Origin of the sequence: Niallia sp. RD1 (genome assembly GCF_024219955.1) — a bacterium.
GTDB lineage: Bacteria > Bacillota > Bacilli > Bacillales > Cytobacillaceae > Niallia > Niallia alba.
In genome coordinates this window covers 4,688,274-4,705,642 of the sequence record NZ_CP100420.1, presented here as the reverse complement: position 1 = coordinate 4,705,642, position 17,369 = coordinate 4,688,274, and the positions used below count along the sequence as shown (strand labels likewise).

The window sequence follows — 17,369 nt, the reverse complement described above, 5'->3', positions numbered from 1 at the left end:
GAATGCAAAGCCAAGAGCTGTAAAAGAGAACGTAAAATCTTTATGCGAGGGAAGAAAAAAATAATTAAATAGATAACTAGTTAAGCTGAATAAGATAAATAGACAAACGAATTGCAATATTTTTCCCCTCAGTAATGACCAGCTAAATTTATTCTTCCACTTGATCGTCGCAATCCATAGTAAGTAAAAGATAAAACATATAATGAAAATAGAGTATCCAATAATAAAGTAATAGGTAAAAGTACTAGTAAAATCTTTATAGAAAATGAACAAAAGGATTCCCGTGCTTGCGAAAAATAAGAAATATAAAAAGACGGTTAACTTACTTGAAAATTTATTCATATTGCACCTTCTGATAGATTGTTTTTATCTTTTTCATTATTATTCATCCTTTTCTACCCAAAAAAATTCATCCAATGTTCAGTTAAGGACATAACAAAGATCAAGACAAAGATTTACTTAAAAAGGCAGAATCACTAAAAGACCCTCCCTTTTTAAGCAGATCTATATTTAGATTGTCTCGATTACTTCTTGCCATGTTGGAATGGAAGAAGCGGCTCCTTTTCGAGTTACTGCAATGGAAGCTGCCTTTGCTGCAATTTGCAAAGATTTTTTTATATCAGTATGCTGCGAAATTTGACTTAAAAAATAACCTAAGAAGGTGTCACCAGCAGCAGTAGTGTCGACTGCATCTACTTTATAGGATGGTTGTCTATGTTCTTGAACACTATCTTTATAAATCACGCCTTCTGTGCCTAAAGTTAACACTATTTTTAGCTGTTTGTTTAATGACAATAGTCTTTGAAAAATCTTGTCATTCATGTTTTCACCTGTAATTGCCTTTGCTTCTATTTCATTTAAAATTAAGTAATCAATTTTAGAAAAGCCTAGTTTGGTAATTGTTTCATTAATTGGAGATGGATTAAGGGCAATTTTTAATCCTTTTTTGTGTGCTTTTTCCACTATGTATTCTAAATCGTTGATTTCGTTTTGCAATAGCAGTAAATCGTCCTGCGAAAAATTCACTAGAACATCGTTAATTTGATCAATTGTTATTTCTTTATTTGCTCCGCCAAATAAAAGAATACAATTTTCCCCACTGGAAGAAACTTGAATAATCGCATGACCTGTTGTGGTCCCAGTTTCTTCAATCCAATCAATATTCACATTCGATTCAGATAAAATGTCTTTCAAGAATAGACCGTCTTTTCCAATCTTTCCCGTGTGGTAGACTTCTGCTCCAGCTTTAGCAAGCGCAATCGATTGATTTAACCCCTTGCCTCCAGGAAATTCTTCATAATTCGTCGAAGACAACGTCTCACCCGCAGAAACGAAATGAGGAACGGAATATACCTTATCAATATTTAAAGATCCAAAGTTTAAAATTTTCAAGCCATTCACCTCTGCATTTTAACTTATCTATAGAATAGCATTGATTTTACTTTATATAAATGGGAGAAGTTTGTTAAAGTTAGAAGTGAAGAGGAATTTTTAGGAAGTAATGTATAGTTCTTTACTTTATATGTATCTAGGAAAAGGAGTAATTATGCGAGTTGTCCGGCAATTTATAATAATAGCATTAATCTTTAGTATGTTAAGTGGATGTGAGACGAAGAAGATTGAATATGCTAGAAATGCTAATGTGATAACCATTAAAAATCAATCAAAAATGGCCGCTGAAACTTCAACCTTCTTATTAAAACGAGAAGAATCCAAGCTTACACTAAAGAGTGCAAATAATAATGTACAAATAGAATTACCCTCTAAGGAGTCTGAAATTAAGAGCGTACAATTATCCTACGATCAAAAATATGCAGCAATGGATATCTGGGATAAAAAAGGACTAAGTGTATATGTAGTTAATCTACAGTCGGGAGAAACACTTAATCTTATCGAAAAAATTGGAGATGAGGATAACTATATGGGGTATGATCCTCCATTTGGGATTGCATGGTCTCCTAATGAAAATATAATTACTATGATAGGTGGCTACCCAGAAAGTGCCAGAGTGTATATGTATCATCTGGAAATGGATGAATGGAAACAGTATTATACTGCTTCACTTATATACGAAAATATATATGGAGTGAAGTGGGGGCAGGATGGACAGAAATTATATTATCTAGTAGATTCTTTAGAAAATAAAAGTGAAAAAACAGTAAATAGTACAGAAATAGAAGTAGATCATACTTTAATTGGTGGAACTATAGAAGAATATGAGCTTAGTAACGAAGAAATTATGAATGATTGGTTAGATACTGAAAGGGAGTACCGATAAACGATTTAAAAGGGGGTAGCAGTGAAATGACGCATGTATTAATTATTGGCGGCACAGGAATGCTTGTTGAGGTATCTAGATGGCTAGCTGAACAAGAAGGCTACAAAACATCTATTGTTGGGAGAAACCCTGTTCCTATGAATAGATTAGTAGATAACTTGAATGCTAAAACGAAAATAACTCCATTATTGGTTGATTATACAAATTCTACTGTATTTAGAGAGATGTTAAGTTGGACCATTCAACAGAATGGGCCAATTGATTTGGTTGTTGCATGGGTTCATTCTATAGGGGAAAATACATTGAATATAGTAAAGGACGAAGTTTCTAAGGATGGACATAAATGGTGTTTATTCCACATTATTGGTAGTAGTTAAGATTTATCGGAAATAAAGAAGGAAATAGCCATTCCAGAAAATTGCAGCTATTATCAGATTCAACTAGGTTTCATTTTGGAAAAAGACCATTCAAGATGGCTAACACATGAAGAGATTTCAGATGGGGTAATCGAAGCCATAAAAAATAAAAGGGAGAGAAAAATAATAGGCGTAATCGACCCATGGGATAAAAGACCATAAAATTTATCCCACTCAAAAAGCTCAGTAAGACCAAACGGCAATCTGGAGAAAATCACTCTCTCGTAATGAATCGTCCGATAAATGCACTAATCATCAGTGGAGGAAGAGGAAAATCCAACTGATGGAAGTTCCGTTATTAAATAATAAACAGGAGGAACCAATATGACAGAAGATTTCTATTGTGACGAGGTTCTTAGCGGAAAAACAACGGTTAGAAAAGTTATGGAAACAGAAAATGTCTTAGCTTATTATCATACAAAACCCTTCTATCCAATCCATATCGTTACTATTCCGAAAAAACATATCGCTTCTCTAATTACTTTAGAAGAAGCGGATAATAATTTACTATTGGAGCTTTTTGGTGTTATAAAACAAGTGGCTGCTACAGTAACTCAAGAGCATGGTGCATGCAGAGTTATTACCAATATCGGGAAGTATCAAGATTCAAAACATTTACATTGGCATATTGTTCATGGTAACCCACTAAAATAAATAGAAAAATCTCAATAAATCTATAGGAAAAGGGCCTTTCTAAAAAGACCCCTTCTTTGTTAATCTAGTGTATAAATTGAATGGAATAGTTGGTGTTAAAAAAGGAGTCTCTTCCTTAAAAAATAAGGAAAAGGTGAATATTAGTGCGAAATAGAGGTTCTGTTGTCATTATAGAAGAGAATAAAGTTTGTTTAATAAAAAGAGTAAGAGAAAGTTCGACTTATTATGTTTTTCCAGGTGGAGGAATCGAAAAAGAATAGAAACCAGAGGAAGCAGCTATACGGGAAGCATTCGAAGAGTTAGGTGTAACGGTTGGAATAAGAGAATGTCTAGCGGAACTAGAGTATCAAGGAACTCAAAATTTTTTCTTAGCGAATGTAGTTAGTGGAACGATTGGATCAGGAAAAGGGGAAGAATTTACTGATCGTAATCAAGATCGCGGTACTTATTTGCCGATGTGGGTAAAAATAGAGGATTTAACGGCTATTGATGTAAAACCAAGAGTGACAGCAAACAAAGTGGAGGATTTATTTGCTAGAAAAAGATTTTTTTTGTAATAATGACCTTTATTTTAGAAGGTCATTATTACTATCAGTATCTTAATTGTTCAATTGGTTTTAAAGAGTTAATGCTATTATTTTTACGAATTTAACGGTGAGGTAATGGTTGACCGAGTCGCTAAAAATAATATACCAGGGCAAAAACTTCTAGTAGATTATGGATTTACTTATGAAGATGTTAGTGAGCCAGATATAGTTTTGGTTAAATTAACAAAAGAAGATTTTATAAAATTATCTATTTAAAATAAAGCAATCAGTAGGTGAATGACATGAAAGTAGAACTGCGTACATTTAAAGAGAAACAAATAAAAGCCAGTGAAGTGATGGAGCTTTATAAAGATGCTGGGTGGTGGAATGAAAGAACGGAGCGAGATATGGAAAAAATGTTATCCCAAGCATTAGCGGTAGGCGCATGGAAAAATAATACGCTTATAGGCTTTGCAAGAGCTATATCAGATGGGATTTTTAGAGCTTATATTGAAGATGTAGTTATTCATAGCTCTTACAATAGAAAAGGAATCGGTACTCAACTTATTGATAAATTATTAAAGGAATTGTCTGATATAGATGTAATTAGTTTATTTTGTGAGGAAGATTTAATTACCTTTTACAGCAAAAATGAGTTTAAGAAAAGCAAGTCACAGTTTGTATTGCATAAAGTTAAGCGATGAAAAGGTATAATTTTATTGTACTTATTCATTATCAGAATAATCGAAATTTTTTTTACAGAGAGCAGGACGGAAGAAATAAAGCATAAGTTATTAATCTATATTAGGAGATATATTAAACATGGACTGTCCAATATTTGATACACTAGATTATTTACGGTTAGGGAACGAAAAGCAACAACATGCCTATTTAGCATTAAAGAAACTAAATATATACGAAATTTTACATCCTTATACGCCTATCCTATGTGGAACGATTCCAATTGGCGTGGATATAGATAGTTCCGACTTAGATATAATCATGGAAGTCCATGAAGTTGAAACTTTTAAACAAATTGTAACCGAGCATTTTGGTAAAATGAGAAATTTCAGCTTAAAAAGTTTAATGATTAGAGAAGTGGAAGTAACAAAAGCAAATTTCTTTTTTGAAGGATTCGAATTTGAATTATTTGGTCAACCAATTCCTGTTAAACAGCAATATGCCTATCTACATATGATAATTGAACATGCGATTTTAAAACTGGATCCGTCAGTAAAAAAGGAAATCCTTTCACTAAAGAAACAGGGATACAAAACAGAACCGGCTTTTTGTAAGGTACTAGGGTTAAAAGGAGATCCTTATCTTTCACTGATCCAGTATGGGAAAGTGAAGAGGTTCATTTAAATATGGGCGAAAAAGGGAAGGGGACATACAGTGGAAAGACAAATGATCGGTGAATATAAGTTTTATGCATCTAGTAATGAACTACAAGATAAAGAGAAAATTGTAATTCTTTATCATGGGTGGGGTGGATCTTCAAAAGGTTACATGGAGTTGGCAGAAGAAATGGCCAAAGAAGGATTTATCGTTTTAATACCTGATATCATCTATCATGATGAAAGAAAACCATTGGAAAATCACTTTGATTCCATCGTTACACGAAAGTACTTTTGGAATACAGTTCTCCAGACTATTGATGAATTTGATGAGTTTGTGAGAGTAGTAGGGTTAAAGAAGAAAAATATTATTTTAGTAGGTAATTCTATGGGTGGGTTCATTGCAAATGGTATCTTTGCAATGAATCCAAACATAAGTGGCTTAGTAAGTATAAATGGATCTGGTTCATTTGTACTTACCGAAAAAACATTTCGCCTGCGGGATAAAAGAGAAGGGATGACTCAAGAAGAAGAGAATCAATTAAAGAAATATGATCCAATGGACAAACCGAGCAGTTTATCGCCTGTTCTTCTTATGCATGGGGATAGTGACACCATTATACCGATCGAGGGACAAGAAAACTACTATAAGTATCTTACTCAAGAAGAAAAACGCACTAATATAGAATGGGAAATTTTTAAGAAGGTAAATCATGAATTTACTCCAGCCATGATGGAGAAATTAATAGGTTGGTTAAAATCAATATAGTTTTTAAAGGAAGAGGGATCCGATGGAATTAATCTTTATACGTCACGGGGAGGCAGAACATACGCTTGATCTACCAACTAGTCTAAAAATGAGAAATCCTTCTCTCACCAAGAAAGGAATGGACCAAGCGAATGTGTTAAAGGAGAACTTTCCTTTAACACATGAGGATATTGTTTTCATTAGTCCTTTGGTACGAACTATGCAAACAGCATTGCTTTGGAGTGAGGGGATTCATTGTAGAAAAATAGTAACTCCTTATATTTCACCAAGAATGTTCCCTATCTTACCTAATAAGCAGACATTACCATGTGATGAAATGATGGGAAAGGAGAGAATAATAGATTTATTTCCTTCCTATGAACTAGATGTCAATGCTCCCTTTTCATTAGAGCATGAGGGATTTAATACTGTAGTAGAAGAAAAATTTAGAAAATATGCAGAAGAATTTTTATCAAATTGCAGCCAGTTACAAAAAGAGAAAATCTATATTGTATCTCATGATGGCACAATAACATCCTATCGCCAGTTACTATTAGGCAGAGAATTAAGCAGAGACGATTTTCCTAAAGAGGCCGGCTGGTTTCGGATAAATTGTTAAAATGGGATGTATGTGAAATGTCGATAAAAAGAAAATTCGGGAACTATAAAGGCGGGGATCGGATACTAGAAAAACAATATGCTCAAGAATTTATAAAAACAGAGGAGTTTACAGGTTATGTATCTTTATTTCACACAATTAAAATAATAGAACCATTACGGAAAAGATATAACCAAAAAGAGGTTTGTATTCTCGGAAATGGCTATATGTGGCTACACCAGTATCCTCTCCATAAAAATCACGCCATCACTATGATGTTTAATAAAGGCTGTTTTCTAAAGGATTGTTGTTTTTTCAATAGGAAAAATGAATTATTTGGAAAAATGGAGCAGCCGGAATACACGAAGACGCCTGTGGGATTAGCGAGACAGTCTGAGATCCAGCAGGCCAAGCGGCTCAGATTCTTGGTAGGAAGAAAAGAAGCATATTGGAGAATGCGGTAATTCCTCAAGGTATGCTAATGAAACCCGTATAACATTACAAGCGTTCTCAAGCTAATCAAGAAATAGGGAGGATGAGTTAAGGTGTCAGTTAATTTGGATACAGAAAAAAAACTGCAACAGTTTTTTTCTGAAATAGAGTATCAAACTATTGTTGACTTGAAAGTTAATTATCTTAAAGAAACTATTTCCCTTAAATTAATAAGTGTTAATAATGCTGAATTAATCAAAATTAATATTATATTTAATCAAGTCATGTCTTATTATATTTATCAAGAACCAGAGTATGATACGTATAGATTAAATGATTTTGATGAAAATTCCAATTTGCTACTAACTGAATCAAGCTATTTTCCACAAGGATTTGGTAAAATTAAGATTGAGAGTCTTAATAGTGAATTAAAAGAAATAGAAACACTTTCATCTACAACAAATTTCTATTTTCAAGTTAATAATAAGGACTACTTCTTTATCGAAGCAAACTCCGTAAGTATAAATGGTAAAGAGTATAGAAACTTGATTGTAGATGATAAAGAATTAAAGAAACCATTAGGTTGAAAAAATTTACCATTACTAGCTAGGAATGTTTAAATGACTCTAGCTTTTTCTCCTGCTAAATAAATGACCAACTTTCTTTTTGGGTTTAATCCAAAAGGAACAGGTTTCAGTATTTACTTGCTTGATCTATGGGTTGAAGATGTTGTAGAAAGAGAACGATATAACTCATTGATGACTTTCAGTTCAATAGCATCAACTTCCCCAGTTATTCGCATCCGCTGAGTTGTATAGGCGATAGCCATGCCTTCATAAAAGCGTTGCTTCTCTGCAGAATCACTGCTTTTTGCATGTTCTTCACAAACGGAAATTAACTGATCTAATTCTGCCAGCAAATCTTGAAAAGAATTATCTGTCATAATAAACACCTCTGTTTCAAATATATGGACGATAATATTTATAGAATGAATACAAGTGTACAAATTATTTAAAACGAACTAAATTCCTTTTTCTTGTTTAAGTTTGTTATTAATTGAGGGATTTCAATTAGTTCATCAATAATAAAATTAGTTTTCGCACCATTCCACTGGTCATTTCTTTTCCAGACTGTCTCCATTCCTGCTTGTTTTGCGGCAATAATATCATTTTTAGGATGGTCACCGATAAAGATACATTCTTTCGGTGTTATATTTAATTTCATCATAGCACGTTGAAATATTTGTTGATCTGGCTTTTTCATCCCTTCCCATTCTGAAATAAGAATCACCTCAAAATAGGATTTGATTCCAAGGGAGAGAATATTATCCATTTGAAATCTGCCATTTCCATTCGAAATAATTGCTAGCTTAAGATGATTTTGTTTTAGTTGCTCTAGCATTTCGACTAGCCTAGGAAAAGGGAGGCAATCTTCTTTAAAATAAGTGAGATAATCTTCAAGAAGGTCTTCTGAAGTTAATCCTTTTATCTGATAGTCTTCAACTAGTTGCGTATAAACTTTATCTTTCCAGACATAGCCATGGTTATCTAATTCAATAAATCGTTCACAATAAGTTCGTTTGGAAATAGGAGAAAGAAACTTCTCCAATCTGTCATATTGTTTTACTATAAACTGTTTTACCGATGCATCTCTATCAAGCATCGTTCCATCCAAATCAAAGAAAGCGGCTTTAATCACTGTTTTCATAACCCACCTTTCATCCTAGATAGTTATATTTTCTTTGAAAAAGAAAGAAAATCCTTCCTAATTAAAGGATTTTCATATGAGAAGGCGAGTTTGAATATATATATTTTAGTTTAGGCTGTTTTCTAAAGGAATGTTGTTTTTTAATAGGAAAAACAATTAGTTGGAAAAATGGAGCAGCCGGAATACACGAATGCTCCTGTTGGATTAGCGAGACAGTCTTAGACCCTGCAGAAATGTAGTGACCCCAAAAAATTAGACATATATTTTTTTGAAAATACTTTTAGTTATATTTTCTTCAAATAAACATAGCTTACTTTTTCATATTCCATCTTCTCTTCATAAAAACGATGGGCATCGATACGTTGTAAACCAGAAGATAAAGACACGATAGGATAGTCATTGTCGATGGCCCACTGTTGAACATAGTCTAATAATATTTTTCCATGACCTTTTGAACGATGTCTGCTATCTGTAATTAATTCACAAACCCATATAAATTTGCCATTGTATAAGGTGATCATGGGCATATATCCACAAAGGGCAACGATTTCCTTTTGATTGCAAAGGGCAATCATACGGTATCCTTCTTTTTGAACCGATTCAGACACTAATGCAAGATATGTGTCCAAATCTAATTGTGTTCTTAATTGCTTCATAACTGGAAATGCTGATTTCCATTCTTCCTCTGTAGTCAATTCTTTCATGAGTAATTGTTCATTTATCATATCTATTCCTCCATTTCTAATCTTTAATGTAATTGGAATTTGGTATAATCTAAAGTATCAGATTTTATCTTTTTAATGGTATCAGTTGAATAGGGGGGATTAGTTAGTGTTAGAATTAACACCCATTTTACAGAAAGATAGTAGGGAGCCGCTTTATATTCAATTAGCTGAATTTATTAAACAAGAAATTATGAATAAACATATTTTACCTAATGAAAAATTACCTTCAAAAAGAAAGTTATCAACTCATTTGCAGCTAAGTTTAAATACAGTTCAAGCAGCCTATGATCAATTATGCGCAGAAGGATATGTAGAAAGTATTCCGCGAAAAGGATTATTTGTTTTGAACATTGATGAAGAATATAGCTATCAACTAGGTAAAGAAATCCCGCATGTGGAAAAGAAGAAAGAACAAATGAAACAAGTTAAAATGGATTTCAACTCAGGTAAGGTGGATACTAAATGTTTTCCTTACAATAACTGGAGAAAACTATCCATGCAATCCATATATGAAGATCAAAATTCATGGTTTGCAAATGGAGATCCACAAGGAGAGCTAAACTTAAGAGAACAAATTGCCAAGCATTTGTATGAGGCAAGAGGGGTGCATTGTTATCCGAATCAAATTGTAATAGGGGCAGGTACGCAAGTATTAATTGGATTACTTGTTTTATTGTTAGGAAGGGATAAAATATTTGCACTTGAAAACCCTGGCTATCACCGAGTTAGAGTGGTTTTACAGGATATGGGGATATCAACAATCCCTATTCCTATTGATGAAAATGGTATGGAGGTTTCTCATCTCAATAAAAGTAAAGCAAATGTCGCCTACGTAACTCCGTCTCATCAATTCCCATATGGAATGATTATGCCAATTACACGCAGATTTGAATTATTAAATTGGGCAGAAAAAAATAATGGCTTTATTATAGAAGATGATTATGACGGAGAATATCGCTATAAAGGAAAGCCAATTCCAGCACTTCAAGGTCTGGATGGAAACAATCGGATTATTTATTTAGGAACCTTCTCAAAATCATTAATCCCTTCCTTGAGAATCAGCTATGCTGTTTTGCCAGAGCCCTTATCTAGTGTATATCAGAATCATTTCACGGTTTATAAGCAAACTGTTTCTCGTATGCATCAAGATACATTGTACCGGTTTATTAAAGAAGGCTATTGGAATAGCCATTTAAACAAAATGAGAACATTATATCGAAAAAAGCGGCAAGTATTACTCCAGGCTATTCATCGATATTTAGATAGAAATGTAGAAGTGATTGGAGAAAATGCTGGACTTCATATTGTTTTAGAAGTGAAGACTGATTGGAGTGAAGCTAGATTAATTGAAAAAGCATTGGATTTTGGAGTGAAAGTATATCCTATGTCTCCGTATTATTTTCAAAATAACTATCCCGGCAATCCTAAAGTAATTATAGGATATGGCGGATTGACAGAATTGGAAATAGAAGCAGGGGTAGAATTGTTAATGAAGGCTTGGGAGTTAGTCTAGAATAAGGAGCAATCTGTGTCTCCCCTAATCAAAGAAGGCTGGGACATAAGTATTTCAGCCCAAGTTAAAACCAAACAATTACACGAAATTTCGTACGATTGTTTGGTTTTTTAATTAACTTGTAAAAGCTGTTTCAGTTGTTATCACCCGCAGCCTGAATACACTCCGCTTTCCGTGGGGCTCGCGCTGAGCCGCTTCGGCCTTTGGCCTGCAGGGTCTCAGGCTTTCTCGCTATTCCTACAGGAGTCTCCGTGTATTCAGGCTGCTCCATATTTCCTACTAATTCATTTTTTTCTTGAAAAAACAATATTTTATTAGGAAATAGGCTTTAAAAACGGAGTGAAATGGAGCGGAAGACACTTGACTCCTGCGGGAAATAGAGGAAAGGCTGAGCCCCCGCAGCGCAGCGAGGAGGCTCAGCTTCCTCCCCGCGGAAAGCGAGTGACTGCAGCGCAATGGAACGAATTATTTTTTAAAACTTGATTATATTTAAAATCATAAATAACTAGTATCAAAACTTAGCCTTTATTTAAGAGCTACATTAGAGATTGTTCGTCTTTATAGAGTGGCTATTTAGTTTTGTCCCAGCCTTAATTACTATTTTTAATAGGATGAACTTTAAGCTTATTCCAAATAGATTGCCAATTCTTATTTCCTATTCGTGCCTCATAAATAGCAACCCGTTCGTTCGCTTCTGTAAAATAAGGAGTAGGTTTTAACACTAAGTTAATTACATCATCAATTCCACAAGGAGCAGTAAGTACTAAATTGTTATCATTATCTAGCATTACTCCAAGAGCGGTTGCCGTTTCTGGGAATTTGGAAATGGCATCTTCAGAGGATCGATAAGGTGGTAAATTATTAACGATATGCATTCTAGCTTGATTTTTGACAGACCAAGGGATTGCAGGCATTAAATAAAATAGCTTCTTCTCTAATTCCTTTTCGTACTTCTCATCTATTCTAGTAGGATCAAAATAAATCACATCTACATCAGGTATACTAGTCCGTTCATTAAAACCATGTAAGAAATCCCATATTTTTGATCGGACAAAACCAGCACATATCCACCAGTCAGGTAAATTTAAAGTACTAGTAGCTTTTATAATCTCCATCATTATTTTATCCTTTTTAATGATATGAAGGATCGATTCTTCACTCTGTAACATGCTAATTCCTCCTCTATTTATTTGCGAACGTATATTCTTATTTTGACATCCGTTTTTGAGAGGAGTTTTACTTTATCCCACACTTAATGGACAGTAAGACTCCCCCCTCAAGCTTATGAGAATACGAGGAAGATAGGTGGAAATCAACTGTCCGTAAAGGTCTTGGGTATGAAAGAAAACCTCCACTGATGGAAGTTTCATTTATGTTGTTTTTATCAAAGATTTTCCTTCTAGATTATTCTCATCATCCCATTCCGATTGTATGTTATAAAGGAGTATGAGTTAACTCTTTCTATCGATAACTATCATGAATAGGCGCAAACAAATCCTCAGCAGCTTCACGAACGATGGAAAAATGATCGACATTATAATGACCGTGTAATATCTTATTATGATGTTCAATGATTTTTTCTGCAGGAAGAATGGTAGAGTCAGTTGTGGAATGTCCGTTACCAACTAATGTTACATCCATCTTGTTTACTGTTGCTGTCCGGACAGCAGTATCAATACAATAAGGTGTTTCACAGCCCATAATAACAAGATGATTTATACTTTTTGATTGCAAATACTCTAATAATCCTGTCCCATAAAAGGCATTAGTAGCATATTTATCAAAGATTTTTGCTTCAACAGGGACATTCAAATCGGAATGAATTTGAAATCCAGGACCTTCCCCTCCAGCAACATCTTTATCTCTTACGAAAATAACTTCTACTTTTGTTTTATTTGCCTTTTCAATAACTAGATTAATTGTCTCTAATAATCCAGTTTTATTATAAATCTCATTTGTTTGCTCATTGCCATCAACAAGCTCTTGTTGCACATCAATAATTAATAATACTTGATTCAATCGAAAAACCCCTTTTTATATAAAATAATGGTAGATAATTTGAACCGCAGTTTCATTCTTAGATGTAGTATTCGTTATTGATGAGGGATTTTCCTTTTTTGGAATAGTAGAGATAGAAGAGTGAACGGCGAAATGGTTTTATAACTTCTTAAAGGTTACAAGCTCTTTATTCCTAATATTAATTTAATCGCATTTCGTTCTTTTTTCCCTTTTTTAAACCCTTCTTTTGAATCGATAATAATCACTGTTTTTCCAATCCAAATTCTAGTATAGAGAGAGTGAAGTTTAATAGGTCTCTTAATTCCTTTTTCTTCAAACTCTAATCCATTCTTTAATTCAGTTTCAGTGCGAATAAGCCATTTGTTGCCAATACCAAATTCGATGTATTTCAAAGAAATTCCTCGTTTCTATTATTCTCGTAAAATAAAGGAGCTTGTATAGACATGATTACTATTTTTCTAAAAGGCTAGGTGGAAATCGTTGTTCATAAGCAGAATAGAATGCCACTTTTTCGAAAGAAGAGGGCAAAACCAGTGTTCATAAACAAGATGAACGCCACTTTTCCGATAGAAGAGGGCAAAACCATCGTTCATGATCAAGATGAACGCCACTTTTTCAAAAGAAGAGGGCAAAACCATCGTTCATAAACAAGATGAACGCCACTTTTCCAAAAGAAGAGGGCAAAACTAGCGTTCATAAACAAGATGAACGCCACTTTTCCAAAAGAAGAGGGCAAAACTGGCGTTCATAAACAAGATGAACACCACTTTTTCAAGAGAAGAGAGTAAAACTAGCGTTCATAAACAAGATGAACACCACTTTTTCAAGAGAAGAGAGTAAAACTAGCGTTCATAAACAAGATGAACGCCACTTTTTCAAGAGAAGAGAGCAAAAGTAGCGTTCATAAATAAATAAATAAAAAACAATATAATTTACTCATCTCGATCTTTATACTAATTATACCAATTATAAGAGACATAACTAAATAGATACTTTGTAAAGACAAACAATCTCTCATTTAGCTAGTAAATAGCGGCTGCTTGCGCATACTTTTTACAAGAGGAAATATAATTAGTTCGGAAAACAGAGCAGCCGGAATATACGAAGACTCCTGTGGGATTAGCGAGACAGTCTGAGACCCTGGAGGCGAAACTGAGGAGGCTTAAGCCTAGCCCAGCGGAAAGCGAAGTTCATTCCGGCTGCGGGGAATTGCACCAAACTTCATGGAAACAACCTTTTAAAAATAATTAAAAAAACCAAACAATTATACGGAACTTTCATTAGTATGTTCGTATAATTGTTCGGATTTATCTTTGGCTGGAATACTTTTGTCCCAGTCTCTTCAAGCAACTTGTTTAGAAATAAACATATATTTTATTAACGATGTGCCTCATAAACCGATGCTTTCGAAACCTTTTGAATAAACGCTAATTCTTCCGCTGTTAATGGGGCACTATTCACGGCATTTGCATTGGCGTGAAGCTGTTCTACAGAGCTTGCACCTGCAATGATACTAGCAACAGCGGGCTGAGCTAAGTTGTATTGAATTGCTGCTTCTGTAAGTGTCCGCTTATCTAAGAATTTTTGTTCTAGTGTTTGCAAAACTTCTTTCAGTTCTTCACCAGAATAATTTAGATAGCCTTTTTCTGTTAGCTTATCACGGTACTTAGGGCTTAAAAGACCTTTTGCAACAGGTCCGCGCGTAACGACACTAATATTGTTTTCAGCGAGTAATGGTAGTACTTCTTCTTCTGGGCGTCTGTCTAAAATGCTAGATTGCATCATAACAGAAACAATAGAAGAACGTTTGACATATTCGCGAATGACATTGGGACGAATCGAAGAAATTCCGTAATAAAGAATAACTCCTTCGTCTTTTAATTCTTCAAATGCCTCAATCGTTTCCTCTATTGGATCTTCCATCGTGCCTCCGTGCAGCTGATATAAATCAATATAATCTGTGCCAAGGCGCTTTAGGCTTTGTTTTACTTGTTCTTTAATATAGGCTTTTCTTGCATCCCAAACCCAGCCTTCTTGTCCTTCTTCCCACTTATTGCCTACCTTTGTAGCAAGAATGACATCTTCGCGATTATTCTTGAAAAACTGACCGAGCAATTGCTCATTTTTTCCTTGATCATATAAATCGGCTGTGTCAAAATAATTAATTCCTTCTTCAAGTGCTGCTTCTAAAATCGGAAAAGCGGTTTTTTCATCGGTACCAAGACTCATACATCCCAGACCTAGTTTAGAAACAAATAAGTTAGAACTGCCTAATTGTGACTTTTGCAAAATGGAACACCTCTCCACTTAAGATATCTCTTATTGTACGAAAGATGAAGTTTATACACAAAGAAAATGGCTTATTTTTTCGAACTGTTCGAATTTGCGTTTATCCAATCTTTTACATAGGTAAATTCAGTTTGGTATTTTTTAAGAATATAGCGGATTTCCCAAGCCTTCCCTGTTAAAACAATTCCCTTTTCGCGAATATATACTTTCAAGCTTCCCCAATCCTTTCCATTGAACAGAAATGAAGTATAATAATCTATATGTGAGAGCTTTTGCTTAATAGAACAGGAGTGGGTTAAATGAGTACATTAGAAGAAAAAACGTTAAAAACAGAGCATATTTTTAGTGGGAGAATTATTCAAGTGCAAGTGGATGAGGTAGAATTGCCAAATGGAAAAACATCCACACGAGAATTAGTGAAGCATCCTGGAGCAGTTGCGGTAATAGCCATAACAGAAGATAACAAACTTGTAATGGTAGAACAATATCGCAAGCCCCTAGAAAAAGTAATTGTCGAAATCCCGGCTGGAAAATTAGAAAAAGGAGAAGAACCAGCTCTTTGTGCAAGAAGAGAATTAGAAGAAGAAACGGGATATGATTGCAAATCTTTAGAATTGGTAAGTTCCTTCTATACTTCACCAGGTTTTGCTGATGAAATCATTCATGTATATGTAGCAAAAGGTTTAACGAAAAAAGAAGATGCAGCTGGACTGGATGAAGATGAGTTTGTGAATGTATTGGAAATCACATTGGATGAAGCATTGGAACTAATCAAGGAGCAACGAATTTTTGATGCAAAAACGATTTTTGGGGTACAATATTTACAAATTGCCCAATTAAAGGAGTAAGAATGAAGTCTTTTTACACTGATTTACATATCCATATTGGTAGAACAAAGAGTGGTAAGCCGGTAAAAATTACAGCATCACGTAATCTTACCTTAACCTCTATCATTGAGTATGCAAGCAAACAAAAGGGGCTTGATATGATTGGCATTATTGACTGTCATTCCCCTGAAGTTATTTTGGAAATGGAAGAGTTAATAGAGCATGGGAAGATGATGGAATTGCCTAACGGTGGGGTTAGGATGGAAGAAATTACGATTATTCTTGGGTCAGAGCTCGAAATATACGATTCTTCTTGCAAGGGGCCAATCCATGTATTATGCTATCTCCCGACTTTAGCTAAAATGAAGGAATTCTCGAATTGGATCGCGCGCCATATGAAAAATGTAACATTAAGTTCTCAACGCCTTTATATCAGCGGAAAAGAACTACAGTCTAAAGTAAAAGAACTAAATGGGCTTTTCATCCCAGCGCATGTATTTACGCCATTTAAAAGTTTATATGGAAGCGGTGTTTATCGATCCTTAAAGGAAGTGTTGGATGAGCAAATGATTGATGGGATCGAGCTTGGTTTGAGCTCCGATACGGAGATGGCTGATCAAATTACAGAATTACACGCTTTTTCTTTTATAACAAATTCAGATGCCCATTCCTTAGAAAAAATTGCACGAGAATATCAAGTAATGGAGATGGAGGAAGCTTCTTTTTCGGAATTCGCAAAAGTCCTTCATCAAGTAGAAGGAAGACGAATCGTTGCGAATTTTGGGCTAGATCCGAAATTGGGTAAGTATCATGAAACAGTTTGTATGAAATGTTACGCTCCTTTTTCAGAAACGAAAGGCATATGTAGTGAATGTGGGAGTCATAAATGGGTGAAGGGGGTAGCTGCAAGAATTACTGATTTAACAGACGCTACTTCTACACCTAATAGACCACCCTATATTCATCAAATACCGTTAGAATATATACCTGGCTTAGGAAAAAAAACGCTACAAAAATTACTGGATTACTTTTCTACAGAAATGCAAATAATCCATGAAGCCCCATATGATAAGTTAGTGGAAATCATCCCAAAGAAAGTAGCAGATTATGTTGTTGCAGCAAGAACGGGAAGGTTAAACTTGCAAGTGGGCGGTGGCGGAAAATACGGCAAAATAAGGGTAGATAAATAGGGCAGATTTATTTTTCAATTAAGTTGTTTTCGTGAATTTAGGCTGCTCCGTATTTCTATATATTAAGTTTGCCTATTGAAAATATAATGTTCTTTTTGAAAACAGCTCT

Annotated in this window: 23 protein-coding genes; 14 read left to right on the top strand and 9 right to left on the bottom strand. The window is 34.4% G+C overall.

Annotation, left to right across the window (positions count from 1 at the left end; translation table 11 throughout):
• Positions 1-510 precede the first annotated feature (510 nt).
• A complete protein-coding gene (locus tag NKG37_RS22745; RefSeq protein ID WP_254415379.1) occupies positions 511-1,401 on the bottom strand; it encodes a ribokinase in 891 nt (296 codons plus the stop codon).
• 100 nt (positions 1,402-1,501) lie between these two features.
• On the opposite strand from NKG37_RS22745, the gene NKG37_RS22740 reads away from it, so the two are divergent.
• The 11 genes from NKG37_RS22740 (at position 1,502) to NKG37_RS22690 (ending at position 7,577) form a co-directional block, all read left to right on the top strand.
• Complete coding sequence (locus NKG37_RS22740) at positions 1,502-2,278, top strand: hypothetical protein (protein WP_254415378.1); 777 nt, start codon at positions 1,502-1,504, stop codon at positions 2,276-2,278.
• A 26-nt stretch (positions 2,279-2,304) separates the two neighbouring features.
• Entirely contained in the window at positions 2,305-2,655 is a 351-nt protein-coding gene (locus tag NKG37_RS22735) for a Rossmann-fold NAD(P)-binding domain-containing protein (protein WP_254415377.1), read from the top strand.
• Positions 2,656-3,018: 363 nt separating this feature from the next.
• A complete protein-coding gene (locus NKG37_RS22730; protein WP_169188805.1) occupies positions 3,019-3,348 on the top strand; it encodes an HIT domain-containing protein in 330 nt (109 codons plus the stop codon).
• 278 nt (positions 3,349-3,626) lie between these two features.
• Positions 3,627-3,905: an NUDIX hydrolase gene (locus NKG37_RS22725; RefSeq protein WP_367976439.1), complete on the top strand. Its 279-nt coding sequence runs from the start codon at positions 3,627-3,629 to the stop codon at positions 3,903-3,905.
• A gap of 105 nt (positions 3,906-4,010) precedes the next feature.
• The gene (locus tag NKG37_RS22720; RefSeq protein ID WP_254415376.1) at positions 4,011-4,151 is read left to right on the top strand and encodes a hypothetical protein; all 141 of its coding nucleotides are present in this window, start codon (positions 4,011-4,013) and stop codon (positions 4,149-4,151) included.
• 38 nt (positions 4,152-4,189) lie between these two features.
• Complete coding sequence (locus NKG37_RS22715; RefSeq protein ID WP_254416434.1) at positions 4,190-4,579, top strand: GNAT family N-acetyltransferase; 390 nt, start codon at positions 4,190-4,192, stop codon at positions 4,577-4,579.
• Between the two features lie 118 nt (positions 4,580-4,697).
• Entirely contained in the window at positions 4,698-5,240 is a 543-nt protein-coding gene (locus NKG37_RS22710; RefSeq protein ID WP_016203206.1) for a DUF4269 domain-containing protein, read from the top strand.
• 30 nt (positions 5,241-5,270) lie between these two features.
• Positions 5,271-5,981, top strand: coding sequence for an alpha/beta hydrolase family protein (locus NKG37_RS22705; protein ID WP_254415375.1), 711 nt, complete (start codon positions 5,271-5,273; stop codon positions 5,979-5,981).
• Between the two features lie 22 nt (positions 5,982-6,003).
• Entirely contained in the window at positions 6,004-6,579 is a 576-nt protein-coding gene (locus NKG37_RS22700; RefSeq protein ID WP_254415374.1) for a histidine phosphatase family protein, read from the top strand.
• A gap of 17 nt (positions 6,580-6,596) precedes the next feature.
• The gene (locus tag NKG37_RS22695) at positions 6,597-7,022 is read left to right on the top strand and encodes a hypothetical protein (protein ID WP_254415373.1); all 426 of its coding nucleotides are present in this window, start codon (positions 6,597-6,599) and stop codon (positions 7,020-7,022) included.
• An 81-nt stretch (positions 7,023-7,103) separates the two neighbouring features.
• Positions 7,104-7,577: a YxiG family protein gene (locus tag NKG37_RS22690; RefSeq protein WP_101730925.1), complete on the top strand. Its 474-nt coding sequence runs from the start codon at positions 7,104-7,106 to the stop codon at positions 7,575-7,577.
• A gap of 113 nt (positions 7,578-7,690) precedes the next feature.
• Here the strand turns inward: NKG37_RS22690 and NKG37_RS22685 are convergent, their stop codons facing one another.
• From NKG37_RS22685 to NKG37_RS22675, 3 genes are all read right to left on the bottom strand, one after another.
• Positions 7,691-7,933, bottom strand: a complete 243-nt coding sequence (locus tag NKG37_RS22685; protein WP_205835624.1) for a hypothetical protein — start codon at positions 7,931-7,933, stop codon at positions 7,691-7,693.
• 68 nt (positions 7,934-8,001) lie between these two features.
• Entirely contained in the window at positions 8,002-8,697 is a 696-nt protein-coding gene (locus tag NKG37_RS22680; protein WP_254415372.1) for an HAD family hydrolase, read from the bottom strand.
• Positions 8,698-8,981: 284 nt separating this feature from the next.
• The gene (locus NKG37_RS22675; RefSeq protein WP_040343393.1) at positions 8,982-9,401 is read right to left on the bottom strand and encodes a GNAT family N-acetyltransferase; all 420 of its coding nucleotides are present in this window, start codon (positions 9,399-9,401) and stop codon (positions 8,982-8,984) included.
• 127 nt (positions 9,402-9,528) lie between these two features.
• Here NKG37_RS22675 and NKG37_RS22670 point away from each other — a divergent pair, with 127 nt between their 5' ends.
• On the top strand, positions 9,529-10,935 hold the full coding sequence (locus NKG37_RS22670) for a MocR-like pyridoxine biosynthesis transcription factor PdxR (protein ID WP_254415371.1): 1,407 nt from the start codon (positions 9,529-9,531) through the stop codon (positions 10,933-10,935).
• A 590-nt stretch (positions 10,936-11,525) separates the two neighbouring features.
• On the opposite strand, the gene NKG37_RS22665 is transcribed toward NKG37_RS22670, so the two are convergent.
• From NKG37_RS22665 to mciZ, 5 genes are all read right to left on the bottom strand, one after another.
• Entirely contained in the window at positions 11,526-12,104 is a 579-nt protein-coding gene (locus tag NKG37_RS22665) for a nucleotidyltransferase family protein (RefSeq protein ID WP_254415370.1), read from the bottom strand.
• A 292-nt stretch (positions 12,105-12,396) separates the two neighbouring features.
• Complete coding sequence (locus tag NKG37_RS22660) at positions 12,397-12,954, bottom strand: cysteine hydrolase family protein (protein WP_254415369.1); 558 nt, start codon at positions 12,952-12,954, stop codon at positions 12,397-12,399.
• 155 nt (positions 12,955-13,109) lie between these two features.
• On the bottom strand, positions 13,110-13,346 hold the full coding sequence (locus NKG37_RS22655; RefSeq protein ID WP_016203195.1) for a DUF3977 family protein: 237 nt from the start codon (positions 13,344-13,346) through the stop codon (positions 13,110-13,112).
• A 985-nt stretch (positions 13,347-14,331) separates the two neighbouring features.
• Positions 14,332-15,243, bottom strand: a complete 912-nt coding sequence (locus tag NKG37_RS22650) for an aldo/keto reductase (RefSeq protein ID WP_254415368.1) — start codon at positions 15,241-15,243, stop codon at positions 14,332-14,334.
• 71 nt (positions 15,244-15,314) lie between these two features.
• Positions 15,315-15,455 carry a Z-ring formation inhibitor MciZ gene (gene mciZ / locus NKG37_RS22645; RefSeq protein WP_212120097.1) on the bottom strand — a complete coding sequence of 47 codons (141 nt, stop codon included), beginning with the start codon at positions 15,453-15,455 and terminating at the stop codon, positions 15,315-15,317.
• An 87-nt stretch (positions 15,456-15,542) separates the two neighbouring features.
• Between mciZ and NKG37_RS22640 the strand changes: the two genes are divergently transcribed.
• Together NKG37_RS22640 and NKG37_RS22635 are read left to right on the top strand one after the other, a co-directional pair.
• A complete protein-coding gene (locus NKG37_RS22640) occupies positions 15,543-16,091 on the top strand; it encodes an NUDIX domain-containing protein (RefSeq protein WP_016203193.1) in 549 nt (182 codons plus the stop codon).
• A gap of 2 nt (positions 16,092-16,093) precedes the next feature.
• Positions 16,094-17,260 carry an endonuclease Q family protein gene (locus tag NKG37_RS22635; RefSeq protein WP_254415367.1) on the top strand — a complete coding sequence of 389 codons (1,167 nt, stop codon included), beginning with the start codon at positions 16,094-16,096 and terminating at the stop codon, positions 17,258-17,260.
• Positions 17,261-17,369: the final 109 nt, after the last annotated feature.

Excerpts from the sequence above, each read along its gene's own strand:
- NKG37_RS22665 (WP_254415370.1), bottom strand. The coding sequence starts at position 12,104 with ATGTTACAGAGTGAAGAATCGATCCTTCATATCATTAAAAAGGATAAA.
- NKG37_RS22735 (WP_254415377.1), top strand. The coding sequence starts at position 2,305 with ATGACGCATGTATTAATTATTGGCGGCACAGGAATGCTTGTTGAGGTA.
- NKG37_RS22675 (WP_040343393.1), bottom strand. The coding sequence starts at position 9,401 with ATGAAAGAATTGACTACAGAGGAAGAATGGAAATCAGCATTTCCAGTT.
- NKG37_RS22635 (WP_254415367.1), top strand. The coding sequence starts at position 16,094 with ATGAAGTCTTTTTACACTGATTTACATATCCATATTGGTAGAACAAAG.
- NKG37_RS22730 (WP_169188805.1), top strand. The coding sequence starts at position 3,019 with ATGACAGAAGATTTCTATTGTGACGAGGTTCTTAGCGGAAAAACAACG.
- NKG37_RS22685 (WP_205835624.1), bottom strand. The coding sequence starts at position 7,933 with ATGACAGATAATTCTTTTCAAGATTTGCTGGCAGAATTAGATCAGTTA.
- NKG37_RS22740 (WP_254415378.1), top strand. The coding sequence starts at position 1,502 with ATGTATAGTTCTTTACTTTATATGTATCTAGGAAAAGGAGTAATTATG.
- NKG37_RS22640 (WP_016203193.1), top strand. The coding sequence starts at position 15,543 with ATGAGTACATTAGAAGAAAAAACGTTAAAAACAGAGCATATTTTTAGT.
- NKG37_RS22700 (WP_254415374.1), top strand. The coding sequence starts at position 6,004 with ATGGAATTAATCTTTATACGTCACGGGGAGGCAGAACATACGCTTGAT.
- NKG37_RS22720 (WP_254415376.1), top strand. The coding sequence starts at position 4,011 with ATGGTTGACCGAGTCGCTAAAAATAATATACCAGGGCAAAAACTTCTA.
- NKG37_RS22680 (WP_254415372.1), bottom strand. The coding sequence starts at position 8,697 with ATGAAAACAGTGATTAAAGCCGCTTTCTTTGATTTGGATGGAACGATG.
- NKG37_RS22695 (WP_254415373.1), top strand. The coding sequence starts at position 6,597 with ATGTCGATAAAAAGAAAATTCGGGAACTATAAAGGCGGGGATCGGATA.
- NKG37_RS22710 (WP_016203206.1), top strand. The coding sequence starts at position 4,698 with ATGGACTGTCCAATATTTGATACACTAGATTATTTACGGTTAGGGAAC.